The sequence below is a fragment of the Shinella sp. Sh6 genome (assembly GCF_055392685.1).
Window position 1 is genome coordinate 2944192 of record NZ_AP044005.1, and the last position, 24785, is coordinate 2968976.

A 24785-nucleotide genomic window follows, 5' to 3' on the forward strand; every position below is an offset into this window, starting at 1 on the left:
GCCATGGCCGAACGGCCCCGCCTCGCCGGCTTTTCCCATCAGGGCATCCTGAAATACGGCCTCGTCCGGGAAGACGGCATCGTCGACCTTTCCGCCCGCTACGGCGCGCGCTGGCCGAGCCTGCGCGAGGTGATCGAGGCGGGGGCGCTCGTGACGCTGGCGGAAGAGGCCGCAGCGCTTCCGGCAGACCATGCGCTCGAGGATATCACCTATGAGATCCCGATCCCCGCGCCGGAGAAGATCATCTGCGTCGGCGTCAACTTCCCGGACCGCAACGAGGAATACAAGGACGGGCAGGCCGCGCCCGCCAATCCGTCGCTCTTCATCCGCTTCCCGCGCTCCTTCACCGGCCACGGCCGGCCGCTGGTCCGCCCGCCGGAAAGCCCGCAGCTCGACTACGAGGGCGAGATCGCCATCGTCATCGGCAAAGGCGGCCGCCGCATAGCGGAGATCGATGCGCTCGATCACATCGCGGCGCTCACCCTCTGCAACGAGGGCACGATCCGCGACTGGGTGCGCCATGCCAAGTTCAACGTCACGCAGGGCAAGAACTTCGACGCGACGGGCTCCATCGGCCCCTGGCTGGTGCCCTTCACCGATGAAGGCCAGATCGCCGACATCGCGCTCGAAACCCGCGTCAACGGCGAGGTGCGCCAGAGCGACCGCACGGGCCGCATGATCTTCTCCTTCCGCAGGATCGTCAATTACATCTCCACCTTCACGACGCTGGTGCCGGGCGACGTCATCGTCTGCGGCACGCCGACGGGGGCGGGCGCGCGCTTCGACCCGCCGGTCTGGCTGAAGCCGGGCGACGTGGTGGTGGTAGAGGCCGAGGGCATCGGCCTTCTCCGCAACACCATCGCCGACGAGGTTTTCCGACCATGATGACGCCAGACGACATCCGCGCCGCCGCCCAGAGCCTCGACGAGGCCGAACGCACCCACGTCCAGACCGGCCTCCTCTCGCTCAAGCACCCGGCCATCACCATGGACGACGCCTATGCGATCCAGGGCGCCTGGGTGAAAAAGAAGATCGCCGACGGCCGCCGCGTGATCGGCTGGAAGATCGGCCTCACCTCCAAGGCCATGCAATATGCGCTGAACATCGACATTCCCGATTCCGGCGTGCTCTTCGATGACATGGTCTTCGAGGACGGCGCGACGGTTCCGGCCGACCGCTTCATCCAGCCGCGCGTCGAGGCGGAGATCGCCTTCGTCATGAAGGCCCCGCTCAAGGGGCCCGGCATCACCGTCTTCGACGTCCTGAACGCCACGGACTACGTCACCCCGGCGCTGGAAATCCTCGACACGCGCATCCTGCGCGTCGACCCCGAGACGAAGAAGGCGCGCACCATCTTCGACACGATCTCCGACAATGCCGCCAATGCCGGCATCGTCACGGGAGGGCGCGCCGTCAGGCCCGATGAGATCGACATGCGCTGGATGGGCGCCATCGTCAGCCGCAACGCCGAGGTGGAGGAAACCGGCCTCGGCGCCGGCGTGCTCAACCAGCCGGCCCGCGGCGTCGCCTGGCTCGCCAACCGCCTCGCGCAATATGGCGACGGCATCGAGGCCGGCCAGATCGTACTTGCCGGCTCGTTCATCCGCCCCGTCGAGGCCCGCCACGGCGACACCATCGTCGCCGATTTCGGGCCTTACGGCTCCGTCAGCCTGTTCTTTGCATAGGAGGTCCCATGCCCGCCCCGAAAAACCGCTTCAAACAGGCGCTGAAGGACGGCCGTGCGCAGATCGGCCTCTGGCAGGCGCTCGCCAGTCCCTACACGGTCGAGATCTGTGCGGAGGCGGGCTACGACTGGCTGCTGCTCGACGCCGAGCACGCGCCGAACGACGTGCCGCTGCTCGTCTCCCAGCTCCAGGCGATGAAGGGCTCGGCCAGCCACGCCGTCATCCGCCCGCCCATCGGCGAGACGTGGATCGTCAAGCAGCTCCTCGACATCGGCGCACAGACGCTGCTGGTCCCCATGGTCGACAGCGGAGCGATGGCGCAGGCGATGGTCAAGGCCGTGCGCTACCCGCCCCATGGCGTGCGCGGCGTCGGCGCGGCGCTGGCGCGTGCCTCGGCCTTCAACCGCACGGCGGACTACCTCCAGACCGCCAATGACGAAATCTGCCTGCTGCTGCAGGTGGAAAGCCGCGCCGGCCTCGACGCGCTCGACGCCATCGCCGGCACGGAGGGCGTCGACGGCGTCTTCATCGGCCCGGCCGACCTTGCCGCCGACATGGGTTTCCTCGGCAAGCCCGGCGCGCCGGAGGTGCAGGCGGAAGTCGAGAAGGCGCTTCGGAAAATCCAGGCCCACGGCAAGGCGGCGGGCATCCTCACCGGCGATCTCGGCCTTGCGAAACGCTATCTGGAGCTCGGCGCCACCTTCGTCGCCATCGGCAACGACGTGACGCTGCTCGCCAACGCCACGACGAAGCTGCTCTCGGATTTCAAGGCGGCCGAGCCGGCGACGGCGCCGGGCACCGCCAGGGTCTACTGACCTATTCCTCGCCGCCGCCCTTGCCTTCCAGCTTGAGGGCGGCGAGCTCCTCCAGCATGTCGAGCAGGTCTTCGACGCGGCCCGCGCCGAAGCGCGCATCGATATCCGCATAGACCCGGCGGGAATCGGGCATGACCTCCTGGATCACCCTCTGGCCGGCCGGCGCAAGCGCCAGCAGCACCCGCCGCCCGTCGTCCTTGTCCTTGTGCCGCGTAATGAGGCCGCGTTCCTCCAGCGAGCGCAGCATGCGCGTCAGGCTCGGCGCGAGGATGAACGCCTTCTCCGCCACTTCCGAGGCATCAAGCATGCCCGCCTCCGACAGGACGCGCAGCACGCGCCATTGCTGCTCGGTCACGTCATGGTCGGCGAGGATCGGCCGGAAATGGCTCATCACCGCCTCGCGCGCCTTCAAAAGGCCGATCGCCAGCGAGCGCCGGCGTTCGCGCGGCGGGCTGTCCTTCGTCTTTTCGGGAGAGGTCGTGTCCTGCGGGGCGTCGTTCGTCATCCTGTTTCTATCCGCGATTTTCGCCGCCCGCGCAATCGAAAGGCGGCAGGGAAGGGAAGAACGGATCGCCTGCCGCCCGCCGGCATGCTAGCCTCCGGCCGAAATCCAGCCAACGGAAGTGCAGCCCCATGACGCATGACAATACCGACCGCCGCTACGTCCTCGCCCCCGCGCCCGTTCCCACCCTTGCCGTCGAGGGGAGCGACGCGCTCTTCCCGGTGCACCGTATCTACTGCGTCGGCCGCAACTTCGCCGACCACGCCATCGAGATGGGGCACGATCCGGACAAGGAGCCGCCCTTCTTCTTCCAGAAGAACCCGGACACACTGGTACGGCCGGAGGAGGGCTTCCCCTATCCGCCCGCAAGCCGGGACGTGCATTACGAGGTCGAGCTTGTCGTGGCGCTCCGCGAAGGCGGCAGCGACATTCCCGTCGAGCGCGCGCTGGACTGCGTCTACGGCTATGCCGTCGGCCTCGACATGACGCGCCGCGACCTGCAGGCCGAGGCCAAGAAGCTCGGCCGGCCGTGGGAGATCGCCAAGGCCTTCGAGCGGTCGGCCCCCTGCGGCCCCATCCATCCCGTCGCCGGCATCGGCCATCCGAACAACGGCGCGATCCGCCTCGACGTCAACGGCCAGCGCCGGCAGGACGGCAATCTCGACCAGATGATCTGGAAGGTGCCGGAGATGATCGCCTGTCTCTCCCGCCTCTTCACGCTGGCACCCGGCGACCTCATCTTCTCCGGCACGCCGGCGGGCGTCGGCGCGGTCGAGCGGGGCGACGTGATGCACGCGCATATCGACGGGCTCGGCGGCATCACCGTCGCCGTCGTCTGAAGCGATGCCTGCGACAGGACGCCACGCACGGGTGCCCTCCTTATTTGATTAAAGTCAAAGAACGGGAAGGGCTGCGGGTCTACCTCCTTGGTCATGAACGAGTGGCGTTCGTGAGCAAGGAGAATACCCCATGCGTAGCATAGTAAAGAGCATCGTCGGCGCGGCAGCCTTCCTGGCACTGGCCCTTCCGGCGGCGGCAGCCGATTTCGAAGTGCACATGCTGAACAAGGGCGCCGAGGGCGCCATGGTGTTCGAGCCGCCCTTCGTGAAGGTGGCCCCCGGCGACACGGTGACCTTCATTCCCACCGACAAGGGTCACAATGTCGAGACGATCAAGGACATGATCCCCGACGGCGCGGAAGCCTTCAAGAGCAAGATGAACGAGACCTACAAGGTCACCTTCGACAAGGCCGGCGCCTATGGCGTCAAGTGCACGCCGCATGCCGGCATGGGCATGGTCGGCCTCGTGATCGTCGGCGATGCGCCGGCCAACCTCGACGCCGTCAAGACCGCCAAGCTGCCGAAGAAGGCACGCGAGCGCATGGATGCGGCAATCGCCGCGGCCGGCCTCTGAAATTCCCCCTTTCGGGGCAGGGTGGAAAACCCGGGGCGGCTTGCCGCTCCGGGTTTTTCCGTTCCATCGCTTCGATCCATTTCCTGCATGGTATGGATTTGCACATTTAATTTTCTAATGCCGCAGGCGGCTGATAACGTGCCACCACAACCAACGGGACGGCGCATGCTAAAACTCGCTTCGTTTTCAGCCTGGCTCCTCCTTACGGCCCTCTGCCCGCCCCTTCTTGCCGCCGAAAACACCATGCCCCTCGCCCTGCACAAGGCTGCCGCAGCCGACGACGTCGCCGCCATAAAGACCCTCATCGCCGAAGGCGCCGAGATCGACGCGCGGGACGGAACCGGCGCGACCGCGCTTCTCGTCGCAACGCACGGCAACAGGCTGGAGGCCGCCCGCGCGCTGATCGCGGCGGGTGCCGACGTCAACGCCAGGGACGGCATCAGCGACAGCCCGTATCTATACGCCGGCGCGCGCGGCCATCTGGAAATCCTCAAGCTGACGCTCGCGCACGGCGCGAACCTTGCGAGCACCAACCGCTACGGCGGCACCGCCCTCATCCCCGCCGCCGAGCGCGGCCATGTCGAGACGGTCGAAACGCTGATCGCCGCCGGCGTCGACGTCGACCACGTCAACCGGCTCGGCTGGACGGCGCTGCTGGAGGCGATCCTCCTCGGCGACGGCGGGCCGCGGCATGTGCGGATCGTCGAGCGGCTGATTTCGGCCGGCGCCGATGTCGACCTTGCCGACCATGACGGCGTGACGCCGCTCCGGCACGCCCGCAGCCGCGGCTACCGCGATATCGCCGCCCTGCTCGAAAAGGCCGGCGCAAAGTAGCGGGAAAAGACGAGGCGGAGGACAATCCGCCGGGAAAGACGGAAACACTCAAAGACAAAGGGCCTGAGAACGATGCAAAGAAGCTACTATTCCTCCCTCGGCGGCCATCCCCCGCAGAGCGACCTCCTGACCGGCCGCGCCGTCTTCACGGAGGCCTATGCGGTCATTCCCAAGGGCGTGATGCAGGACATCGTCACCTCCTTCCTGCCCTTCTGGAACGACACGCGCTGCTGGGTCATCGCCCGCCCGCTCTCCGGCTTCGCCGAGACCTTCTCGCAATACGTCATGGAAGTGGCGCCGGGCGGCGGCAGCGACCGGCCGGAACAGGACCCGGACGCCGAAGGCGTGCTCTTCGTCGTCGACGGCGAGGTTGAACTGACGCTGCCGGCCGGCAAGCACACGCTCCAGCCGGGCGGCTACGCCTTCCTGCCGCCGGGCCTGAAATGGTCGCTGCACAACCGCTCCGGCGCCCATGCCCGCTTTCACTGGATCCGCAAGGCCTACGAGGCTGTCGACGGCCTGCCGCATCCCGAGCCGCTGATCCTCAACGAGAAGGACATCACTCCTTCGGTCATGCCCGGCACGGAAGGCCGCTGGGCGACGACGCGCTTCGTCGATCCCAACGACCTGCGCCACGACATGCATGTGACCATCGTCACGCTCCTGCCCGGCGCGGTCATCCCCTTCGCGGAAACCCACGTCATGGAGCACGGCCTGTATGTGCTGCAGGGCAAGGCCGTCTACCGCCTCAACCAGGACTGGGTGGAAGTGGAGGCCGGCGACTTCATGTGGCTGCGCGCCTTCTGCCCGCAGGCCTGCTATGCCGGCGGCCCGGAGCCGTTCCGCTACCTGCTCTACAAGGACGTCAACCGCCACATGACGCTGAAGCCTTTCGGCGGCCGCCGCTAGAGCGCAGACTATAAACCTCTCGGCAATCCGGACCCGCGCCCTCCTGGCGCGGGTTTTTTTTCCATTCAGCCCGCAATCGGCATGGCGGCGGGATAGCGCCGCGGGTCGAAGCGCAGGTAGATGAGCGCCGTCACCAGCACGCAGCCGAGATGCAGCATCCAGCCCGCGGCAAAGCCGCCCGTCCAGTCGTGCAGCAGCGCCAGCGCATAGGGGCCGAGCGCGGCGATCAGGAAGCCGCCGCCCTGCATGAGCGCGGCGAGCGCCCCGGCCTGTTCGGGCCGCGGCAGGTGGTCGAGCGCGGTGACGATGGCGAGCGCGAAACTGCCACCGAGGCCGGCGCCGCACAGCCCCGCCCAGAGGACCGGCGCAAGCCCCGGAAAGCCGGCGAGCCCGAGGAAGCCGGCGACCTGCAGGGCGATGGTCAGGAGAAGCCAGGGGCGGCGGTCGGCATTGCCGCGCGCAAGGGCCGGCAGGCCGAGCGCGGCCGCCGCCTGGCCAGCGGCCATCACGGCGACGAGGCTGCTGCTGTCGCCGCTCGTCCAGCCCTGGCTCTGGTAATAGGGCGAGAGCCAGGCGATCATCGAGCTGTAGCCGGAATTGATGAGGCCGAAGGACAGCATCAGTCCCCAGGTCCGCGGCCGGCGCAGGAGCTGGCGGGTCAGCGTGCCGTCGGGCCGGCCGGCCCGCACGTCCGAGAGGATGCGCCAGGCGGCGGCGAGCGCAAGCGCCACCGGCAGCGCCAGGAAGGCGAGCGCCGCCTGCCAGCGGTAGCCGGCGCCCGTGAGCATCGGCATCAGCCGGGCGCCGAAGGCGCCGCCCGCCATGATCGTCGCGGAATAGAGCCCCGTCACCACCGGCACGCTCGCCGGGAAGCGCGCCTTGATGATGCCCGGGAAGATCGCCTGGATGAAGGCGACGCCGATGCCGCAGACGGCGGCCGTCGCGATCAGCGACAGCCCGTCCTGCACGAAGAGGCGGAGCGCCGAGCCGGCAAGAAGCACGACGAGCGCGATCAAAAGCCCCCGCCGCGCCCCGAGCCGGACCTGGAGGCCGGGCGCGACGAAGGCCCCGACGCCCATCAGGAACATCGGCAGGAGCGTGAGCATGGAAACCCCGCCATAGCCGAGCCCCGTATCCGCGACGATCTCGGTGAGGAGCGGCCCCGGCGCGGCGAGGAAGGGGCGCAGGTTGAGGCCGACGAGGACGACCAGTGCAAGCATTGTCCAGTCGCGGCCGGAGCGCGTATCCGTCATCGTTCGATCTTTCTGTTGGGGAGGCGGAAGGGAGCGCCGCCGAACATGCCTATCGCTACCACCGGCTTGAATCATGCGCAAATTAGATGTTTAGATAGCTAGTATTTAGAAATTCGATGGAGGACGCCATGCTCGACCCGCGCCTGCTCCGGGCCTTCGTGGCGATTGCCGATGCGGGCAGTTTCACGGCGGCGGCCGAGCGCCTGCACATGACGCAGTCGACCATGAGCCAGCAGATCGGCCGGCTGGAGGAAGCGATCGGCCGGGAGCTCGTCGACCGCGCCGCCCGGCCGGTGCGCCTGACGGTGACGGGCGAACGACTGCTCGGCCATGCGCGCCGCATCCTCGCCCTGCAGAGCGAGGCGCTGACGCTGGTGGCCGAGACCTCCGGCACGACCTCGGTGCGCATCGGCATGCCGGACGACATCGCCACGCCCGAGATGGCCCGCGCCTTCGCCGCCTTCACGCGACGCCACAAGGAAGCACGGCTCGACGTCATGACGGGCCTGCGCTCGGACCTGACGCGCCGCTACCGCTCCGGCGAGCTCGACATCGTGGTGCTGAAGGAGGACATGCCGAGCGCCGATAGCTGGGCGAGCTTCGAGGAGCCGATCACCTGGTTCGCCGCCGCCGATGCGGCGGGCGACCTGCCCGATCCGGTGCCGCTCGTCACCTTCCCACCCGGCGGGCTCTACCGCGATTCCATGTTCGAGCGGCTGGAGCGCGAGCGGCGGCGCTGGTACATCGCCTTCACCTCGGCAAGCCTGCGCAACGTGCTGATGGCCGTCGAAGCCGGCCTCGGCCTCTCGCTGCTGCCCATCGACGCGGCCCGCGGCTGGCGGGTCAGCCCTGTCGCCGAATTCAGCCCCGAGCCGCCGATCGTCGCCTCGCTCTATGCCTGGGAGCGCGGCGGCATCGTCGGGGAACTCGCCGGCGAGGTGCTCGACATCCTGAAACGGCATTTTGCCCGCGATCAGGAGCGGTAGAGGTCCTTGTAGGCCTCGCGCAGCACGTTCTTCTGCACCTTGCCCATGGTGTTGCGCGGCAGGTCGTCGATGAAGAGCACGCGCTTGGGCTGCTTGTAGCGCGCGAGCCGCTCCCTGAGCCCGTCGAGCACCGCCGCCTCGTCGAGGGCCGAGCCCTTCTCGCGCACCACGACGGCCGTGACGCCCTCGCCGAAATCGGGATGCGGCAGGCCGATGACCGCGCTCTCGACGACGCCCGCCATGGCGTCGATCTCGCTTTCCACTTCCTTGGGATAGATGTTGTAGCCGCCGGAGATCACGAGGTCCTTGCCGCGCCCGACGATGTGCACATAGCCGCGCGCATCGATCTTGCCGAGGTCACCGGTGATGAAGAAACCGTCCGCGCGGAATTCCGCGGCGGTCTTCTCCGGCATGCGCCAGTAACCCGCAAAGACGTTCGGCCCCTTCACCTCGATCATGCCCGTCTCGCCGTCCGGCACCGGCCTGCCGGTCTCCGGCTCGCTTACGCGCAGCAACACGCCCGGCAGCGGGAAGCCCACCGTGCCGGCGATCCGCTCGCCGTCATAGGGGTTGGAGGTGTTCATGTTGGTCTCGGTCATGCCGTAGCGCTCGAGGATGGCGTGGCCGGTCCGCTCGGCAAAGCTGCGGTGGGTTTCGGCAAGCAGCGGGGCAGAACCCGAAACAAAGAGCCGCATTCCCTCGGTCGCCGTCCGCGTCAACCCCGGATGCTGGAGAAGGCGGACATAGAAGGTCGGAACACCCATCATCACGCTGGCGCTTTCCATCAACCGCAGCACCTCGCCGGCGTCGAACTTCGGCAGGAGATACATCGAGGCGCCGGCCAGCAGCGTGACGTTGGAGGCGACGAAAAGGCCGTGCGTGTGGAAGATCGGCAGCGCGTGGATCAGCCGGTCGGCGCCGGTGAAGCGCCAGTAGTCGCGCAGCGTCAGGGCGTTCGAGAGGAGGTTGTCATGCGTCAGCATCGCTCCCTTGGAGCGGCCCGTCGTGCCGGAGGTGTAGAGGATGGCGGCAAGGTCGTCGGCCCCGCGTGCGGCATCGGGGAAATCGGCGCCTGCATCCGCCGCCAGCACGAGGAGCGATCCGCCGCCGGCCTCGTCGAGCGTCTCGACCTGGGCGCCGTGCTTGCCGGCGACCGTGCGCACGCCCTCCGCCGCCTTCGGCGCGACGACGACGAGCCGCGGTTCGGCATCGCCGATGAAATAGTCGAGCTCGGCAAGCGTATAGGCCGTGTTGAGCGGCAGGTAGACGGCCCCGGCGCGAAGGCAGGCGAGATAGAGCATCAGGGCTTCCGGGCTCTTTTCCACCTGAACGGCCACCCGGTCGCCGGGCGTAACGCCGAGCCCCTGCAGCGCGCCCGCCAGGCGGCCGGAAAATTCCAGCATGTCGCCATAGGTCCAGCGCCGCCCTTCCGCCGTCTCGATGAAGACGGCCCCGCGCGCCGCCGCAGCCCGGATCGCATCGAAAAGGTGGTTCGCCATGGTCGTCTCCTCTGCCGTTCCCCCCGCACCTTGTCACAGCAGGCGGGGACGACGCCAGAGGCAAGCCCTCACCGAAGCAGGCCCTGCCCGCCGTCGATCCACAGCGGCACGCCGGTGATGTGCCGCGCCTTGGAGGAGGAGAGGAAGAGGATCGCATCGGCCACCTCGTCGGCCGTTCCCGGCTTGCCGTTGGTGACGGGGATGTCGCCCTCCGGCCAGACGACGGGAATGCCCGCCTCCTTCGCGCCGCGCCGCTCGGTGTTCTCCTCGATATCGGTATCAATGGCGCCGGGGCACACCGCATTGACGCGGATGCCGGCCTTGCCGAGCTCGAGCGCGAGCTGCTGCATCATGGCGACCTGCCCGGCCTTGGCCGCCGCATAGGCCGTCGCGCCCGGCGTGGTGAAGGTGCGCGTGCCGTTGATGGAGGAGACGATGACGATGGCCCCCTCACCCGCCTTGCGCAGGTACGGCACCGCCAGATGCAGCGTGAGATAGGTGCCGCGCAGGTTGACGGCGATGGTCTCGTCCCATTCGGCGGGCGTGAGGTCGTCGATCGGCGCCCAGGCGCCGTTGATGCCGGCATTGGCGACAACGATATCGAGACCGCCAAAGGTATCGGCAAGCCGTTCCACCGCGGCCCGCATGGAAGCCTCCTCCGCCACGTCGGCGACGAGCGGGACGGCCGCGCCGCCCTGCGTGCGGATTTCGCGCGCCACCGCCTCCACCTCCTCGCCGGTGCGGCTGAGAACCCCCACGCTTGCGCCATAGCGGGCGAAGGCGAGCGCCGTGGCCTTGCCGATCCCCGATCCGGCGCCCGTCACGAGGGCGACCTTTCCTGCAAAGAGCATGGACATCTCCATTCGTTGGGCGTCGATCCGGCTGAATGGAGAATGTACGGCGCGCCTTCCGGTTCCCGCCTTTCGCGCTTCCGATTGTCGGGAACCATGGCCCCCGACCGGCGTTTGGTTGAAAGAGGACGCCAATCCGCAGGAGGTCAACGTGCGCCAGAACCAGAAGAAGAAGCCGCTCGCCCGCAAACCCGCAGCCCCGGAAACGGACCCGCACGGCGCCCGCAAGCGCCGCAATTCCTGGGAGCCGCAGGTGGTGGTGCCTCATCAGGTGGACCTGCCGCTGCACCGGCCGGAGCACGAGGACGTCGCCGTGCCGGCCGCCCCGAACGGCCGCAGCCTGATCAACGGGCGTCTTTGACGAGGGCGGACCGATGCGCGTCAAGGACGTGATGTCCGCCCAGATCGTGACGATTTCGCCGAGCGACACCGCCCAGTCGGCCGCGCGGCTGATGCTGGAGACGGAAGTGGGCGCGTTGCCGGTCGAGGTGCCCGGGGTGGGCGCCATCGTCGGCATCGTCACCGACCGCGACATCGTCGTGTCGGTGCTTGCCCGCGGGCTTTCCACCTCCACCGCCGTCGCCGAGTTCATGACCGTGTCACCGGAACTGTGCAACGAGGACGATGACACGACGGCCGTCGCCGCGCGCATGCGCGAGCTCAGCGTGCGCCGCCTGGTGGTCGCCAATGCCGACCGGCGCGTGGTCGGCATCGTCAGCCTCGTCGACCTTCCAACCGGAAAGCAGGGCAGGGAGGACGCGCGATGACGCTCTTTGCGACAGACAGGCTGTGGGCCGATGCCGTCGTGCTGGAGGGCGACGGGCGGGTCCTGCGCGTGCAGAGCACGCGGGACGCGCTCCTCTGCCTCAAGAACCATTGGCTGGAGACCGACGGGCCGGCCCTTGCAGCAGCAAAGACGCTCTGCGAACGGGGCCTTGCGAGCGATGACGACCCGGGCCTTGCGCTGCGGGCCTTCATCGAAGCGGCGAAGGAAGCGGGTTTCCGCGTGAATTCCTGGACTGGCTAGCATCCGGGCGACAAGCCGCAAAAGGCAGCCCGTTTCTTTAAGACCATGTCTTTCGAAGGGACACCATCGTGAACGACGAACGCGACGAATGGATCAGCAAGCGCGCCTACGGCCTCTGGGAGGCGGAAGGCCGCCCGCACGGCAGGGACCATATCCATTGGGAGCAGGCGGCCCGCGAGCGCGCCGAGCTCGAAAGGGTGGCGCTGCCGGACCATCTCGAAAAGCGCCGCAACAGCGCAGAAAGCGACGATGCGACCCGCGCGGCCGTCGACCTCACCCGCAAGACGGCACCTCCCGCCCGCAAGCCCCCTCCGCGCCGCGGCGCCGCCTGACCCTCACGAGGCCTTGCGGCGGGCGCGCCGGCGGGCGTTCCTGCGGTTTTCGAGGAAGCGCAGCAGCCGCTCCTCTTCCGCGCGCAGCCCGGAAACGCCTGCAAGAGGCCGGCGGAGGGCAGCGGCAAGCGTCTCCGGCGTCTCCGCAAGCGCCACGATATCCGGATGGATATAGCTCGACCGGGCGATGGCCGGCGTATTGTTGAGCAGGGAGGACGCCGCCTCGGCCATGGCCTTGACGGTCGGTCGCCCGCCCTCTTCGATCGCATGGCGCGCCGCCGAAAAGGCCGCGAGGCTGCCCGCCCAGGTGCGGAAGGTCTTGGCGGAAACGGGAATGCCCGAAATCTCCGCGAGATAGACGTTGAGCCGCCCGGAATCGATGGGCCGCACGAGATCCGTGTCGTCCTTCCACACGAAGAGCGCGCGGCCCGGCAGGTCGGCGCATTCCTCCAGCAGGCGTTGCAGGCGGCGGTGCTTCAGCGTCCGCTGCACGCGCTTGCCGCCCTTGGCGCTGAAGCGCAGCACGATGCGCCCGTCCGCAAGCGAGACATGGCGCTTGAGGAGCGTCGTCGCCCCGTAGGTCCGGTTTTCCTCGGCATAGGCGCGGTTGCCGACGCGCAGTTGCGCCTCGTCGAGCAGGACGGTGATGGCCGCCAGCATCGTATCGACCGCGCCGGGCGCGCCGTCGAGGTCCCGCCGCACCGCGCGGCGCAGCTTCGGCAGAACGCGCCCGAAGGCAATGAGCTGGTCGAACTTGTCGCCGCTTTTCAGCGCCTGCCAATCGGCATGGTAGCGGTATTGCTTGCGCCCGCGCGCGTCATAGCCCGTCGCCTGCAGGTGGCCGTTCTCCTGAAGGCAGATCCAGACATCCTCATAGGCCGGCGGCAGGCCGAGCAGGCGATGCGCGCCTTGGTGTCCGGATCGTCGAGCAGGGAGCCGTCCGGCAGGCGGTAGCAGAAGCTGCGGCCGGTCCGCTGGCGCCGGATGCCCGGCTCGCTGTCCGAGACATAGACGAGGCCCGTTTCCTCCAGGTTGTCGGGCGCCATGTCCGGCTCCGTCAGGCCGGCTCGAAGACGGCAAGGCTGGCGGCGTAGACCGTGGCCGGGCTCCCGGCGTCATGCGCCATGAAGGCGCCCTCCTCGGCGCCCGTATCGAGCACCCGCTTCCAGCCCGCAATGCCGTTCACCTCCGGCAGCGTCACCGCGCAATCCTCGCCGGCGTTGCAGACGATGAGAAGCTGGTCCGCCCCCTCGCCGTTCGCCGGCCGGGCAAGGAAGAGGCAGAGCGTGCGCAGGTTCTCGTCCTGCCACGCCGCATCGTCCATGGGCGCACCGTCCGCCCTGTACCAGGCGATCTCGGTGGAACCGTCCTCCGCCGGCTCGCCCGTCAGGAACCGTTCCTGCCGCAGCGCCGGATGCGCCTTGCGGAAGGCGATGGCACCCTTGCAGAAGTTGAGGAACGGATCGGCAAGGCCGCTCCAGTCCGTCCAGCCGATCTCGTTGTCCTGGCAATAGGCGTTGTTGTTGCCCTGCTGGCCGTTGCCGAGCTCGTCGCCGCCGAGCAGCATCGGCACGCCCTGGCTCGTCATCAGCGTGGCGATCATGGCGCGGCGGCGGCGGTCGCGCGCGGCGCGGATGCCGTCGTCCTCCGTCGGTCCTTCCGCGCCGAGATTGGCCGAATGATTGTCCGAATGGCCGTCGCGGTTTTCCTCGCCGTTCGCCTCGTTGTGCTTGCCGTCGTAGGAGACGGTGTCCATCAGCGTGAAGCCGTCATGGGCGCTGATGAGGTTGACCGAGGAGGTCGCGCCGCGATCCGAATGGTTGAACTGCGGCGCCGAGCCCGTAAGGCGCGTCGCAAGCCCCGGGGCAAGGCCGCCGTCGCCCTTCCAGAAGCGCCGGACGTCGTCGCGATACTTGTCGTTCCATTCGCGGAACGGATAGGGAAAGCCGCCGACCTGGTAGCCGCCGTCACCGACGTCCCACGGCTCGGCGATCAGCTTCACGCCGGAGAGGATCGGATCCTGCCGGATCGCGTCGAAGAAGGTGCCCTCGCGGTCGAACTCGATGTGGCGCGTGCGGCCGAGCGTGCTGGCAAGGTCGAAGCGGAAGCCGTCGACATGCATGACGCCGACCCAGTAGCGCAGGCTGTCGAGCACCATGCGCAACACCATGGGATGGGCGACGTTCAGCGTGTTGCCGGTGCCCGTCGTGTCGTAGGTATGGCGCGGGTCGTCCGGCGAGAGCCGGTAGTAGCTCGCATTGTCGAGCCCGCGGAAGCTCAGCGTCGGGCCGAGCTCCGAGCCTTCGGCGGTGTGGTTGTAGACGACGTCCATGATCACCTCGATGCCGGCGGCATGGAAGCGCTTCACCATGGTCTTGAATTCGGTGATCGCCCGGCCGGAAAGGAAGCGCGGCTGCGGGGCGAAGAAGCCGAGCGTCTGGTAGCCCCAGTAGTTGCGCAGGCCCTTTTCGAGAAGGTAGCGGTCATCCGGGAAATACTGGATCGGCAGGAGCTCGACGGCGGAGATGCCGAGATCGACGAGATGCTCGACGATCGGATCGCTCGCCATGCCCATGAAGGTGCCGCGCAACTCCTCCGGCACGCCGGGATGGGTCATGGTCATGCCGCGCACATGCGCCTCGTAGATGATCGTCTCCGTCCACGGCCGGCGGATCGCCGCATCGCCCGCCCAGTCGAAATCGGGATCCTGCACCACGCCCTTGACCATGAAGGGCGCACTGTCGCGCTCGTCGAAGGAAAGGTCCTCCGCCGGATCGCCGATACGGTAGCCGTAAAGCGCGTCGTTCCACTCGATCTCGCCGAGCACCTGCTTGGCATAGGGGTCGAGCAGCAGCTTGTTCGGGTTGAAGCGATGGCCGGCGGCAGGCTCGTAGGGGCCGTGCGCACGGTAGCCGTAGACCGTGCCGGGCCTGAGGCCGGCGATATAGCCGGACCAGACGTCGCCCTCGCGCTTGGGCAGCGGCAGGCGGTCGGTCTCCTCCCTGCCGTCCTCGCTGAAGAGGCAGAGTTCCACCTGTTCCGCATGGGCGGAGAAGACGGCGAAATGCGTTCCTTCTCCGGTGAACTCGGCGCCGAGTTCCGGTTTCATGAAATCGAGTTCGGAAAAGGAATAGCTCATGTGGTCTGGCCCCTTCGGTCGAGCAGGCGGCGTTCCGCACCGTGCCGGAAAAGCCGCGACAGCAACGCGAACAGGGGCCGATTGTTCCCGGAACTTTTGCCCCGCCGCCCGGTTCGTTGCTGGACGTATCATGCAAGGAGAGACCATGACCGGAACGTGGGGACCGAGCCTGCTTCAAGACGGACGGGTGCGCTTTCGCCTGTGGGCGCCTGCCGAAAACGCGGTGGACGTGCTGGTCGGCGGCAATGCCGTCGCGATGACCGCCGCAGGCGACGGCTGGCACGAGGCCGTCACGAGCCTTGCCCGGCCGGGCGACAGCTACGCCTTCCGGCTTGAAGACGGCACGGAGATAGCGGATCCCGCCTCGAGGACGCAGGTCAGGGACCTCGAAGGCCGTTCCGTCCTCGTCGATCCCGCCGCCTATGCCTGGCAGGAGACGGGCTGCAAAGGCCGGCCGTGGGAAGAGGCGATCGTCTACGAACTGCATGTCGGCACCTTCACGCAGGAGGGAACGTTCCGTGCGGCGATCGACCGCCTGCCGCACCTCCACCATGTCGGCGTCACCGCCATCGAGCTGATGCCCGTCGCGCATTTCGCCGGCCGGCGCGGCTGGGGTTACGACGGCGTGCTGCCCTATGCGCCGCACACGGCCTACGGCACGCCGGAGGACCTGAAGGCCCTCGTCGACGCCGCCCATGCCCATGGCATCATGGTGTTGCTCGACGTCGTCTACAACCACTTCGGCCCGGTCGGGAACGTCCTGCCGCGCATCGCGCCGGCCTTCTTCCACCCCGAGCGCCACACGCCCTGGGGCGCGGCCATCGCCTTCGAGGAAAGGGCCGTACGGGATTACTTCATCGGGAACGCCCTTCACTGGATTAAGGACTACCGTTTCGACGGCCTGCGGCTCGACGCCGTCGACGAGATCGATGACTCCAGCGAACGGCATATCCTCATCGAGCTGGCCGAGACGGTGCGCAGCGCCGCTCCCGGCCGCCACGTCCACCTCGTCGTGGAGGACCAGATGAGCCGCAAGGGCCTTCTCAACCGTGACGGCGGCATCGTGCATCACTATACCGCCGGCTGGAACGACGAATTCCACCACGCCCTCCACGTCATCGCGACGGGCGAGACCGAGGGCCACTACGCCCCCTTCATGGCCGAGACCGACCGCCTGCTGCGGGAGGCGACCGCGCGCGGCTTCGTTTATGCGGACCGCTCGAAGGACCGGATCGGCCCGCCGCCGCAGGATCCGCTTCCCCCGCAGGTCAACGTCAACTTCCTGCACAACCACGACCAGGTCGGCAACCGCGCCTTCGGCGAGCGTCTCCCGCTGCTCGTCGAGCCGACGCTGCTCACGGTCATGACCGCGCTGCTGCTGTTTGCTCCCGGCATTCCGCTCCTCTTCATGGGCGAGGAATACGGCGAGCGGCAGCCGTTCCTGTTCTTTGCCGATTTCGGCGGCGACCTTGCCCATGCGACGCGGGAGGGCCGCAGGGCCGAGGCGGAGAATTTCGGCGGGCTGCCGGAAGGCACGACGGCGCACCACCTGCCCGACCCCGGCGACGAGGAGACCTTCCGCCGCTCGCAGCTCGACTGGTCGCGCGCCGGCTCGCCCGAGGGCCGCGCCAGCATCCGGTTCGTGCGCGAGCTCATCGCCCTGCGCCAGGCCCATGTCGTGCCGCTGCTCGCCGGCGGCGGCGCCGTCGAGCCGCACATCCTGCCCGCCGAGGCGGACGTTCTTGCCATCGACTGGCGCTTCGCCAAGGCGACGCTCGCCATCCGCGCCAACCTCGCAAAGGAGGCCCGCGCCCTGCCGCAAGCCCCGGGCGAGACGGTCTTCCGGCTTTCCGCCGCCGGCGCAGGCGGCCCTTCCATCCTCGTTGCCGTCGACCGCGGGCCCGAGAGCGGGAACCAACACGCCGCTCGTCTGTTATAAGGCAAAAGGCTGCGCGAGAGGTCCCGCATGCGCATCGCAGAAATCATGACCAGCAATGTCCATCTCGTCCGCCCGGAGGAAACGCTGCAATATGCGGCAAGCCTCATGGCCGAATGGGACATCGCCTTCCTGCCGGTGGCCGATGCGACCGGCCTCGTCGGTACGCTCACCGACCGCGACATCATCCTGCGCGCGGTCGCACCCGGCTTCGATGCGGAAACCACCCGCGTCAGCGACATCATGACGACCAACATCACCTATTGCTACGACGACGAGGAGGCAGATGGCGTCAAGGCCAACATGAATTCGCTCCACCTGCGGCGCCTCGCCGTGCTCGACCGGCAGGATCGGCTGGCGGGGGTGGTCTCGCAATCGGATTTCCTGCGCCACGGAATCTGACGCGCAAAGCGGAACAAATCGGGTGGAAATGCGTTGTTGAGCGGCTGAAACCGCACGATCCAGGGCCGCATGACACCTCCCCGTTCGACCTATCGCCTCCAGTTCCGCAACGGCACGGACTTCGGGAGGGCACGACAGCTCGTGCCCTATCTCGCGGCCCTCGGCGTCACCCATCTCTACGCCTCGCCGCTCATGACGGCGGTGGCGGGATCGACGCACGGCTATGACGCCACGCGGACGGACGAGATCGATCCCGCGCTTGGCGGGCTAGACGGCCTTCGCAGCCTTGCGGGCGACCTGCACCGGCACGGCATCGGCCTCATCCTCGACATCGTGCCCAACCACATGGCGGCGAGCCTCGAAAACCCCTGGTGGCGCAGCGTGGTCGTCTGGGGCGAGGAAAGCCCGTTTTCCCGCCATTTCGATATCGACTGGTCCGAGCCGCTGACCCTGCCCTTCCTCGGCAAGGATTTCGCCGGGGAGCTGGCGGACGACACGCTCTGCTTTGCGCTCGACCCGCGGCACGACGCACTTGCGCTCCGCTACGGCGAAAGCTTCTACCCGCTCGCCCCGGAAAGCTACGCGATGGTGCTGGACGGTTTCACAGGCACCGTCCTGCCGGCGCGGCCCGAGGAGAACCCGCAAGGGGCGGGCCTCCTCGCAAGGACGCTGGCACCGCCCGGCACACGCGAGGAGCTGGAACGCCACCTTGCGGCCCTTTCGCGCGAGCCGGGCCGGATCGAGGCCGTGCATGCGGCCCAGCCCTGGCGGCTGATGGACTGGAAGGCGGCGAGCCGCCATCTCAGCTATCGCCGCTTCTTCGAGATCGCCGGGCTTGCGGGCCTGCGCGTCGAGGATCCCCCGATCTTCGAGGAGAGCCACAGGCTCGTCCTCGCCCTCGTGCGGGAGGGCACGGTGGACGGCCTTCGGATCGACCATGTCGACGGCCTCGCCGATCCGCGCGGCTACCTGGAGCGCCTGCGCGCCGCCGTGGGACCGGACGTCCCCATCCTCGTCGAGAAGATCCTGGAGAAAGACGAGCCCTTCGCCACCGACTGGCCTGTCGACGGCACGACAGGCTACGAGTTCATCGCCTCCCTTGCCGACGCACTCGTCGACGAGACGGAGGGCGGGCGGCTCGCAGGCGCCTTCCAGCCACTGAAAAACGAGGAGCATCGCGGCACCTTCCATGACGAAATGCGGGCGAGCAAGCGGCAGATGCTGGCGGACAATTTCCAGGGCGAGGTCCGGCGCGTCGCGCTGCTCGCCAAGGCCATGGCCGACACCGCCCATGCCGACTATTCGCGCAGCACGCTGACGGAAGCGATCTGCGCGATGATCGTCGCCCTGCCCGTCTACCGCACCTACATGGCGACGACGGCGGAGATTTCCGGGCGCGACCGGGAGGTCCTCGCTGCGGTACGCCGCGAGGCGCAGGAGGGCGTGCGCCCGGAGGTGCGCGAGGCGATCGACTTCATCTGGGAACTGCTGACCGACGACAGGACGTGCAACGCCATGCCCGAATGCGTGGAATTCCGCACGCGCTTTCAGCAGTTGAGCGGCCCCGTCATGGCGAAGGCGCTGGAGGATACGCTCTTCTACCGGGAGAACGCCTTCATCGCGCTCAACGAGGTGGGCGGCGATCCGGGCCGGCCGACGGGCGGTCCCGGCGCCTTCCACGCCGCCATGCAGGCAAGGCAGGAGGCGATGCCGCACGGCCTTTCCGCCACCGCGACGCACGACACGAAGCGCGGGGAGGATGCGCGTGCGCGCCTCTATGCGCTCGGCGAGGCGCCGGACGTATGGATCGCCGCGGAACGGCGCTGGGCCGCCCGCAACGCCCGCCACCGCCGCCGGCATCAAGGCCGGCCGGTGCCGGAGCCCGATGTGGAATGGCTGGTCTACCAGTCGCTTGCCGGTGCCTGGCCGCCCGAAGGGCTGGAGGACCGCGCCGCCTTCGCGGAGCGGATGCGACACTACGTCGAGAAGGCGTTGCGCGAGGCAAAGACGGTCTCGAACTGGGTCCTGCCGGATACCGGCTATGAGCAAAAGGTCATCGATTTCGTCGAAGACCTGCTTGGCGACACGGATTTCTGCGCGGATTTCACCGAAACGCTGCGACCCTTCATCGATGCCGGCCTGATGAACTCGCTGGCGCAGACCCTGATCAAGCTGACCGCGCCCGGCATCCCCGACATCTATCAGGGCAGCGAGCGCGGCGATTTCTCCCTCGTCGACCCGGACAACCGCCGGCCGCTCGACCCCGCCGTCCTGACCGTCCCGCAAAAGCCCCGGCCATCCCGCGCGACTTTCGCCGACTACAAGCAATGGCTGGTCGCGGCCGTGCTCGCCGAGCGGAACCGGGCGGGCGGCAATCCGTTCGCCGGCGCTTACATTCCGCTGGAGATTTCGGATGGAAACCGCGGGGCACTCGCCTTCCTGCGCGCCGCGCCGGAGGCTTTCGCGATCACCGTCGTCCCGCGCCTCACCTTCGGCCGCATCGCCCCGGAGGGCCTGCATCTTTCCGCAGGCGCGCTGGAGGATGTTTGTCTCCACCTCCCGGCGGGCTTCGCAGGCCGCGATGTCCGGTCCGTCCTCGACGGCCGCACTTACCCGCTCCGCCCGGAAATGCCGCTTGCGGACATCCTCGGTACGGAGCCCGTGGCGCTGCTTGTCGGCGCCTAGCGGATGTCGCGCGCCAATTGCTGCAGCCGCTTGAAGGCGTCGTAGCGCCGGGCATGCAGGGCCGCGGCCTCGCTGCCGGCCGGCTGGTAGATGCGGTCGGTCGCCGAGAGCGCGGCCATGGCGGAGCGCACATCCTCGAAGGCGCCGCCCGCGACGCTGCCGAGGATCGCCGCGCCGAGCAGCACCGGCTCTTCCGAGCGAGTCGAGAGCAGCGGCTTGCCGGTGGCGTCGGCGAGGAGCTGGCGGACGAGGTCGAGCTGGCCGGCACCGCCGCTGATGACGATCTTCTCCACCGGCGCGCCGGCCGCCGCCTGCGCGTCGATGATCTGCCTGAGGCCATAGCCGATGCCGCAGAGGCCGGCGATGTAGAGCGAGACGAGATTGTCGATGTCGCGCTCCATGCCGAGGCCGACGATGGCCGCACGCGCATGGGGATCGGCAAAGGGCGCCCGGTTGCCGAGGAATTCCGGCACGACATGCAGCCCGTCCGCAAGCCTCGCCACATCCGAGAGCGTTCCCGCCCGCCCGGCCGCCAGTTCCGCGAGGAAGACCGGCAGGGAAAGGCCGCGCGCCTTCGCCTGCGCCGCCGCTTCCGCGGCTGCCGGGTGGAAGGAAAGAAGCTGCTCGATCGCCGCCCCGGCCGCCGACTGGCCGCCCTCGTTGAGCCAGAGGCCCGGCACCATGGCCGAGAAATAGGGCCCCCATACGCCCGGCACGAAGACCGGCGCGTGGGTCGAGGTCATGGTGCAGGAGGAGGTGCCGAAGACATAGCCGAGATTGCTTTCCGCCGGCCCGTCGACGCCGACCGTGCCGATGCCCCCGGCATGGGCGTCGATCATGCCCGCGCCGACCGGCGTGCCGGCCACAAGGCCGAGCTCGCCCGCCGCCTGCGCCGTCAGGCCGGCGCCGAGCGGCGTGCCCGGCTCGACGACGCGCTGGCCGATGCGCGCGAAATCCTCCTCCGCCAGCACGCCGAGGGCGATGGCATGGAAATAGCTCGGGTCCCAGCGCTTCTCATGGGCGAGATAGGTCCATTTGCAGGTGACGGTGCAGGTGGAGCGGGCAAGGTCGCCCGTCGCCCGCCAGGTGAGGAAATCCGCAAGGTCGAAGAACTGCCAGGCGGCATCGAACACCTGGGGCCGGTTCTCCCGGAGCCAGAGCAGCTTCGGCGTCTCCATTTCCGGCGAGATGCGCCCGCCGACATAGCGCAGCACGTCATGGTTCGTCGCGTTGATGCGCTCGACCTCGTTCACCGCGCGGTGGTCCATCCACACGATGATGTCGCGCGCGGGGTCCTCCGACGGACCGACCGGCAGCGGTGTCCCGCCGTCACCGAGCACGACCAGCGAGCAGGTGGCGTCGAAGCCGATGCCGGCGACGGCTTCCGGCGCAACGCCCGCTTTCGCGACGGCCTCGCGCACCGAAGCGCAGACGGCAGCCCAGATTTCCGTGCTCGACTGTTCGACCATCGCGCCCGGCTCGCGGAACAGCGAGATGTCGCGCTTTCCCGAGGCCAGCATGCGGCCGGAAAGATCGAAGAGGCCGGCCCGTGCGCTGCCCGTGCCGACATCGACGCCGACGAGGTAGCGTTCGCCGCCCGCCGGGCGTGCGGAGGAGGTGTTGCTCATGGTTCTACCGCCTGCAAGTCAGGAATATTGCGGAAGGGCGGAGGAGCCGCCCTCCCGGTTTCAGAGATCGACGCTGTTGGGCAGTATCACGAGGTCGCGGATCGTCACGTTGCGCGGCCGCGTCAGCATGAAGAGCACGGCATCGGCCACTTCCTTCGGCTGCATCAGGCTGCCGTTGGCGAGCGCCTCGTCCATCTTCTCCTTCGGCCAGTCGTCGAGGAGCGCCGTCACCACCGGGCCCGGCAGCACCGCACCGACGCGCACGCCATGCTGTGCCACCTGCCGCCGCGTCGAATGGACGAACGCCTGCACGGCGAATTTCGAGGCCGTGTAGATCGGCTCCCAGACGACGGGCACGACGCCGGCGATGGACGAGGTGAAGAGGATGTCGCCCGTCTTCTTCCCGATCATGTAGGGCAGCACCGCATGGACCGAGCGGAAGGCCGCGTTGATGTTGAGGTTCAGCATCCGGTCCCAGGCGTCCGGATCGCCCTCGGCCACCGGCCCGCCGATATAGGCGCCGGCATTGGCATGGAAGACGTCGAGCCCGCCGGCGATATCGAGGATGCGCGGCAGCATGCCCGAGACGTCGGACGGGTTCAGGAGATCGACGACGAGCGGCAGGGCATTCGGGCCGAGCTCCTTGCAGAGCTGCTCCAGCCTGTCCTTCGCCCGGTCGACGAGCACCACCTTCGCGCCCTCGGCGAGAAGCGTCTTGGCGCATTCGAGGCCGATGCCGGAGGCGGCCCCCGTGATGGCGGCGATCTTGCCCTTCATGAGATCGGTCATGATTGAAACTCCATTCGATATTCTTAGGCGCGGCCGTGGCTGACGCGCGAGCGGCGGGCGAGCGAGTCGACGATGACCGCGATGGCAAGGACGCCGCCGGTGATCATGTAGCGCAGCGAGGACGAGAGGTTCAGCAGCGTCAGGCCGTTCGAGATCGCCTGGATGACGATGATGCCGAGGAGGGCCGAATAGGCGCTGCCGCGGCCGCCGAAGAGGCTGGTGCCGCCGATGACGGCCGCCGCGATGGCATTGAGGTTGACGTCGCCCGTGCCGGCCTGCTGGCTGGAGGAGGCAAGGCGCGCGGCCGAGAGCACGCCGCCGAGCGCGGCCAGCGTCGAGCAGAGCACGAAGGCGCTGGTATAGATGCGGCGCACGTTGATGCCCGAGCGGCGCGCGGCCTCCTTGTTGCCGCCGACGGCGAACATGGAGCGGCCCCATTGCGTGCGCGTCAGCGCATAGTTGAGGAGAACGGCGAGCGCGACGAAGAGGGCGAACATCCACGGAAGGCCGCGGCCGAGATTGAGATAGAACATCGCCGCTTCCAGCACGGCCGTCAGCACCACGGCCTTGAGGATCAGCGCCCGCATCGGCTGGGCCGAGAGGTTGGCGGCAAGCCGCTGGCTGCGCGTCCTGAGCCCGCGGCCGACCATGGCAAGGCCGGGCAGCAGCGCCAGCACGTAGGACAGCCAGTCCGGCATGATGAGGATCTGGCCGAAGCGCACCAGCACGGAGGCATAGGGCAGGTTGATCGAGCCGGTCGGGCCGAGGATGTAGAGCTGGAGGCCGAGCAGCGCGAGGAGGCCGGCGAGCGTGGCGACGAAGCTCGGCATGCCGAGCCGGTTGTAGAGCGCGGCATAAAGCAGGCCGACGGCGGCGCCGGCGACGAGAGCCGCAAGAATGCCGACGGCGACCGGCAGGCCCATATTGACCCAGAGCACGCCCACCATCGCCGAGGAAAGGCCGCTCATCGAGCCGACCGACAGGTCGATCTCGCCGAGCACGAGCACGCAGACGATGCCGAGCGAGATGACGCCGACCGTGGCGCAGTCGAAGAGCAGGTTGACGAGGTTGTTCGGCGCGAGGAACACAGGGTTCAGCGCGGAGAAGACGATGGAGATGACGACGAGGCCGACGGCGACCGGCAGCATGCCGAGGTCGCCGGAGCGCACGCGGTCGATGAAACCTTTCGCCATGGCGGCGAGGCTGTCGTCGTGGCGCACGCGCTCGTCGCTGCGGTCGAGCATCGGCTGGGAAGGATTCTGGCTCATGCTGCGCCCCCGTGGCTTTCCTGTGCGTGGCCGGACTTGCGCTCGGCCCGGCGCGAGACGGAGTTGTCCGTTGCGCCCGTGATGGCGGAAACGAGTTCCTGGTTGGACGAATCCGGCGTGAAGACGCCGTTGTTCTTGCCGAGGCGGAGCACGACGATACGGTCGGCGACGGCGCGCACGTCCTCCATGTTGTGGCTGATGATGATGACGCCGAGGCCCCGGTCGCGCACGCGCTCGATGAGGTTCAGCACCTCGGCCGTCTGGGCGACGCCGAGCGCGGCGGTCGGCTCGTCGAGCATGATGAGCCTGGGATCGAGCAGCAGCGAGCGGGCGATGGCAACGGTCTGCCGCTGGCCGCCGGAGAGCGAGGCGATGGGCTCGCGCACGGAGGGGATGCGCGCGGCAAGCTCGCGCAGCAGCGTCCAGGCGCGCACCTCCATCGACACCTCGTCGAGCGCCCAGGGCGAAAGCTCGTGGCCGAGGAAGAGATTGGCGACGACGTCGAGGTTCTCGCAGAGCGCAAGGTCCTGGAAGACGGTGGCGATGCCGAGGTCGAGCGCCTTGGCGGGGCTGTCGAGCGTCACCTGCCGGCCGCAGAACTCGATCGTGCCGGCCGACGGCTGGTGCACGCCGGCGAGCACCTTGACGAGCGTCGACTTGCCGGCGCCGTTATCGCCGACCAGCGCGACGACCTCGCCGGCCTTCACCTCGAGCTCGATATCCGTGAGCGCGGACACGGCCCCGAAATTCTTGGATACGCCGCGAAGGCGCAGCACCGTTTCCCCCTTGGCGGGAGCATTCTCTAGCGTGGCTGTCATGGCCTGTGGACCTT

At 68.4% G+C, this 24785-nt stretch carries 24 protein-coding genes and 1 pseudogene; 15 read left to right on the forward strand and 10 right to left on the reverse strand.

Annotated features, from left to right (window positions below):
* Nucleotides 1-3: 3 nt before the first annotated feature.
* From ACZ5TO_RS14070 to hpaI, 3 genes are read left to right on the forward strand one after another with little or no spacing between them, the layout of a single operon-like run.
* Nucleotides 4-885 (forward strand): fumarylacetoacetate hydrolase family protein, encoded by an 882-nt coding sequence (locus ACZ5TO_RS14070; protein ID WP_464798531.1) that lies wholly within the window; start codon nt 4-6, stop codon nt 883-885.
* Complete coding sequence (gene hpaH, locus ACZ5TO_RS14075; RefSeq protein WP_464798532.1) at nt 882-1685, forward strand: 2-oxo-hept-4-ene-1,7-dioate hydratase; 804 nt, start codon at nt 882-884, stop codon at nt 1683-1685. The genes ACZ5TO_RS14070 and hpaH overlap by 4 nt, the downstream gene beginning before the upstream one ends.
* Nucleotides 1686-1693: 8 nt before the next feature.
* The gene (gene hpaI, locus ACZ5TO_RS14080; RefSeq protein ID WP_464798533.1) at nt 1694-2500 is read left to right on the forward strand and encodes a 4-hydroxy-2-oxoheptanedioate aldolase; all 807 of its coding nucleotides are present in this window, start codon (nt 1694-1696) and stop codon (nt 2498-2500) included.
* A gap of 1 nt (nt 2501) precedes the next feature.
* Here hpaI and hpaR read toward each other — a convergent pair whose 3' ends face one another.
* Nucleotides 2502-3005 carry a homoprotocatechuate degradation operon regulator HpaR gene (hpaR, locus tag ACZ5TO_RS14085; protein ID WP_184145259.1) on the reverse strand — a complete coding sequence of 168 codons (504 nt, stop codon included), beginning with the start codon at nt 3003-3005 and terminating at the stop codon, nt 2502-2504.
* 128 nt (nt 3006-3133) lie between these two features.
* Between hpaR and ACZ5TO_RS14090 the strand changes: the two genes are divergently transcribed.
* From ACZ5TO_RS14090 to ACZ5TO_RS14105, 4 genes are all read left to right on the forward strand, one after another.
* Complete coding sequence (locus tag ACZ5TO_RS14090) at nt 3134-3841, forward strand: fumarylacetoacetate hydrolase family protein (RefSeq protein WP_464798534.1); 708 nt, start codon at nt 3134-3136, stop codon at nt 3839-3841.
* Nucleotides 3842-3971: 130 nt separating this feature from the next.
* A complete protein-coding gene (locus ACZ5TO_RS14095; protein WP_184145261.1) occupies nt 3972-4415 on the forward strand; it encodes a pseudoazurin in 444 nt (147 codons plus the stop codon).
* Nucleotides 4416-4658: 243 nt separating this feature from the next.
* Nucleotides 4659-5249, forward strand: a complete 591-nt coding sequence (locus ACZ5TO_RS14100) for an ankyrin repeat domain-containing protein (RefSeq protein WP_464798535.1) — start codon at nt 4659-4661, stop codon at nt 5247-5249.
* Nucleotides 5250-5321: 72 nt separating this feature from the next.
* The gene (locus tag ACZ5TO_RS14105) at nt 5322-6158 is read left to right on the forward strand and encodes a bifunctional allantoicase/(S)-ureidoglycine aminohydrolase (RefSeq protein WP_464798536.1); all 837 of its coding nucleotides are present in this window, start codon (nt 5322-5324) and stop codon (nt 6156-6158) included.
* Between the two features lie 65 nt (nt 6159-6223).
* Here the strand turns inward: ACZ5TO_RS14105 and ACZ5TO_RS14110 are convergent, their stop codons facing one another.
* The gene (locus tag ACZ5TO_RS14110) at nt 6224-7411 is read right to left on the reverse strand and encodes a cyanate transporter (protein ID WP_464798537.1); all 1188 of its coding nucleotides are present in this window, start codon (nt 7409-7411) and stop codon (nt 6224-6226) included.
* A 128-nt stretch (nt 7412-7539) separates the two neighbouring features.
* On the opposite strand from ACZ5TO_RS14110, the gene ACZ5TO_RS14115 reads away from it, so the two are divergent.
* Nucleotides 7540-8397, forward strand: a complete 858-nt coding sequence (locus ACZ5TO_RS14115; RefSeq protein WP_464798538.1) for a LysR family transcriptional regulator — start codon at nt 7540-7542, stop codon at nt 8395-8397.
* Here ACZ5TO_RS14115 and ACZ5TO_RS14120 read toward each other — a convergent pair.
* Both ACZ5TO_RS14120 and ACZ5TO_RS14125 read right to left on the reverse strand, forming a co-directional pair.
* Complete coding sequence (locus ACZ5TO_RS14120) at nt 8385-9896, reverse strand: malonate--CoA ligase (RefSeq protein WP_464798539.1); 1512 nt, start codon at nt 9894-9896, stop codon at nt 8385-8387. The two genes, ACZ5TO_RS14115 and ACZ5TO_RS14120, sit on opposite strands and share 13 nt — an antisense overlap.
* 68 nt (nt 9897-9964) lie before the next feature.
* The gene (locus ACZ5TO_RS14125; protein ID WP_464798540.1) at nt 9965-10747 is read right to left on the reverse strand and encodes an SDR family oxidoreductase; all 783 of its coding nucleotides are present in this window, start codon (nt 10745-10747) and stop codon (nt 9965-9967) included.
* A gap of 151 nt (nt 10748-10898) precedes the next feature.
* Between ACZ5TO_RS14125 and ACZ5TO_RS14130 the strand changes: the two genes are divergently transcribed.
* The 4 genes from ACZ5TO_RS14130 to ACZ5TO_RS14145 all read left to right on the forward strand — a co-directional run bounded on the left by ACZ5TO_RS14130 (nt 10899) and on the right by ACZ5TO_RS14145 (nt 12106).
* On the forward strand, nt 10899-11108 hold the full coding sequence (locus tag ACZ5TO_RS14130) for a hypothetical protein (protein ID WP_184145267.1): 210 nt from the start codon (nt 10899-10901) through the stop codon (nt 11106-11108).
* 13 nt (nt 11109-11121) lie between these two features.
* Nucleotides 11122-11514, forward strand: a complete 393-nt coding sequence (locus ACZ5TO_RS14135; protein ID WP_464798541.1) for a CBS domain-containing protein — start codon at nt 11122-11124, stop codon at nt 11512-11514.
* Nucleotides 11511-11774: a DUF982 domain-containing protein gene (locus ACZ5TO_RS14140; RefSeq protein ID WP_184145269.1), complete on the forward strand. Its 264-nt coding sequence runs from the start codon at nt 11511-11513 to the stop codon at nt 11772-11774. Before ACZ5TO_RS14135 ends, ACZ5TO_RS14140 begins: the two co-directional genes overlap by 4 nt.
* Before the next feature lie 68 nt (nt 11775-11842).
* On the forward strand, nt 11843-12106 hold the full coding sequence (locus ACZ5TO_RS14145) for a DUF2934 domain-containing protein (protein WP_464798542.1): 264 nt from the start codon (nt 11843-11845) through the stop codon (nt 12104-12106).
* A gap of 3 nt (nt 12107-12109) precedes the next feature.
* Here the strand turns inward: ACZ5TO_RS14145 and ACZ5TO_RS14150 are convergent.
* Together ACZ5TO_RS14150 and glgX are read right to left on the reverse strand one after the other, a co-directional pair.
* A pseudogene (locus tag ACZ5TO_RS14150) lies at nt 12110-13152 on the reverse strand (DNA topoisomerase IB).
* Between the two features lie 11 nt (nt 13153-13163).
* Nucleotides 13164-15245, reverse strand: a complete 2082-nt coding sequence (glgX, locus tag ACZ5TO_RS14155; RefSeq protein ID WP_464798543.1) for a glycogen debranching protein GlgX — start codon at nt 15243-15245, stop codon at nt 13164-13166.
* 145 nt (nt 15246-15390) lie between these two features.
* On the opposite strand from glgX, the gene treZ reads away from it, so the two are divergent.
* The 3 genes from treZ to treY all read left to right on the forward strand — a co-directional run bounded on the left by treZ (nt 15391) and on the right by treY (nt 20268).
* Nucleotides 15391-17184, forward strand: a complete 1794-nt coding sequence (treZ, locus tag ACZ5TO_RS14160; protein WP_464798544.1) for a malto-oligosyltrehalose trehalohydrolase — start codon at nt 15391-15393, stop codon at nt 17182-17184.
* A 27-nt stretch (nt 17185-17211) separates the two neighbouring features.
* Nucleotides 17212-17583 (forward strand): CBS domain-containing protein, encoded by a 372-nt coding sequence (locus ACZ5TO_RS14165; RefSeq protein ID WP_184145274.1) that lies wholly within the window; start codon nt 17212-17214, stop codon nt 17581-17583.
* A 69-nt stretch (nt 17584-17652) separates the two neighbouring features.
* Nucleotides 17653-20268: a malto-oligosyltrehalose synthase gene (treY, locus tag ACZ5TO_RS14170; RefSeq protein WP_464798545.1), complete on the forward strand. Its 2616-nt coding sequence runs from the start codon at nt 17653-17655 to the stop codon at nt 20266-20268.
* On the opposite strand, the gene ACZ5TO_RS14175 is transcribed toward treY, so the two are convergent.
* The 4 genes from ACZ5TO_RS14175 to ACZ5TO_RS14190 are packed head-to-tail and all read right to left on the reverse strand — an operon-like array spanning nt 20265 to nt 24771.
* Nucleotides 20265-21896, reverse strand: a complete 1632-nt coding sequence (locus tag ACZ5TO_RS14175) for an FGGY-family carbohydrate kinase (RefSeq protein WP_464798546.1) — start codon at nt 21894-21896, stop codon at nt 20265-20267. The two genes, treY and ACZ5TO_RS14175, sit on opposite strands and share 4 nt — an antisense overlap.
* Nucleotides 21897-21956: 60 nt before the next feature.
* Nucleotides 21957-22685 carry an SDR family oxidoreductase gene (locus tag ACZ5TO_RS14180; protein WP_464798547.1) on the reverse strand — a complete coding sequence of 243 codons (729 nt, stop codon included), beginning with the start codon at nt 22683-22685 and terminating at the stop codon, nt 21957-21959.
* A gap of 23 nt (nt 22686-22708) precedes the next feature.
* A complete protein-coding gene (locus tag ACZ5TO_RS14185) occupies nt 22709-23953 on the reverse strand; it encodes a sugar ABC transporter permease (protein WP_184145278.1) in 1245 nt (414 codons plus the stop codon).
* Nucleotides 23950-24771: an ATP-binding cassette domain-containing protein gene (locus ACZ5TO_RS14190; protein ID WP_464798548.1), complete on the reverse strand. Its 822-nt coding sequence runs from the start codon at nt 24769-24771 to the stop codon at nt 23950-23952. The genes ACZ5TO_RS14185 and ACZ5TO_RS14190 overlap by 4 nt, the downstream gene beginning before the upstream one ends.
* Between the last annotated feature and the right edge of the window lie 14 nt (nt 24772-24785).

Excerpts from the sequence above, each read along its gene's own strand:
- ACZ5TO_RS14120 (WP_464798539.1), bottom strand. The coding sequence starts at position 9,896 with ATGGCGAACCACCTTTTCGATGCGATCCGGGCTGCGGCGGCGCGCGGG.
- ACZ5TO_RS14190 (WP_464798548.1), bottom strand. The coding sequence starts at position 24,771 with ATGACAGCCACGCTAGAGAATGCTCCCGCCAAGGGGGAAACGGTGCTG.
- ACZ5TO_RS14180 (WP_464798547.1), bottom strand. The coding sequence starts at position 22,685 with ATGACCGATCTCATGAAGGGCAAGATCGCCGCCATCACGGGGGCCGCC.
- ACZ5TO_RS14090 (WP_464798534.1), top strand. The coding sequence starts at position 3,134 with ATGACGCATGACAATACCGACCGCCGCTACGTCCTCGCCCCCGCGCCC.
- ACZ5TO_RS14125 (WP_464798540.1), bottom strand. The coding sequence starts at position 10,747 with ATGCTCTTTGCAGGAAAGGTCGCCCTCGTGACGGGCGCCGGATCGGGG.
- ACZ5TO_RS14140 (WP_184145269.1), top strand. The coding sequence starts at position 11,511 with ATGACGCTCTTTGCGACAGACAGGCTGTGGGCCGATGCCGTCGTGCTG.
- ACZ5TO_RS14185 (WP_184145278.1), bottom strand. The coding sequence starts at position 23,953 with ATGAGCCAGAATCCTTCCCAGCCGATGCTCGACCGCAGCGACGAGCGC.
- hpaI (WP_464798533.1), top strand. The coding sequence starts at position 1,694 with ATGCCCGCCCCGAAAAACCGCTTCAAACAGGCGCTGAAGGACGGCCGT.
- ACZ5TO_RS14105 (WP_464798536.1), top strand. The coding sequence starts at position 5,322 with ATGCAAAGAAGCTACTATTCCTCCCTCGGCGGCCATCCCCCGCAGAGC.
- ACZ5TO_RS14100 (WP_464798535.1), top strand. The coding sequence starts at position 4,659 with ATGCCCCTCGCCCTGCACAAGGCTGCCGCAGCCGACGACGTCGCCGCC.
- treY (WP_464798545.1), top strand. The coding sequence starts at position 17,653 with ATGACACCTCCCCGTTCGACCTATCGCCTCCAGTTCCGCAACGGCACG.
- hpaR (WP_184145259.1), bottom strand. The coding sequence starts at position 3,005 with ATGACGAACGACGCCCCGCAGGACACGACCTCTCCCGAAAAGACGAAG.
- hpaH (WP_464798532.1), top strand. The coding sequence starts at position 882 with ATGATGACGCCAGACGACATCCGCGCCGCCGCCCAGAGCCTCGACGAG.
- ACZ5TO_RS14095 (WP_184145261.1), top strand. The coding sequence starts at position 3,972 with ATGCGTAGCATAGTAAAGAGCATCGTCGGCGCGGCAGCCTTCCTGGCA.
- ACZ5TO_RS14135 (WP_464798541.1), top strand. The coding sequence starts at position 11,122 with ATGCGCGTCAAGGACGTGATGTCCGCCCAGATCGTGACGATTTCGCCG.
- ACZ5TO_RS14110 (WP_464798537.1), bottom strand. The coding sequence starts at position 7,411 with ATGACGGATACGCGCTCCGGCCGCGACTGGACAATGCTTGCACTGGTC.
- treZ (WP_464798544.1), top strand. The coding sequence starts at position 15,391 with ATGACCGGAACGTGGGGACCGAGCCTGCTTCAAGACGGACGGGTGCGC.
- ACZ5TO_RS14070 (WP_464798531.1), top strand. The coding sequence starts at position 4 with ATGGCCGAACGGCCCCGCCTCGCCGGCTTTTCCCATCAGGGCATCCTG.
- glgX (WP_464798543.1), bottom strand. The coding sequence starts at position 15,245 with ATGAGCTATTCCTTTTCCGAACTCGATTTCATGAAACCGGAACTCGGC.
- ACZ5TO_RS14175 (WP_464798546.1), bottom strand. The coding sequence starts at position 21,896 with ATGAGCAACACCTCCTCCGCACGCCCGGCGGGCGGCGAACGCTACCTC.
- ACZ5TO_RS14165 (WP_184145274.1), top strand. The coding sequence starts at position 17,212 with ATGCGCATCGCAGAAATCATGACCAGCAATGTCCATCTCGTCCGCCCG.
- ACZ5TO_RS14115 (WP_464798538.1), top strand. The coding sequence starts at position 7,540 with ATGCTCGACCCGCGCCTGCTCCGGGCCTTCGTGGCGATTGCCGATGCG.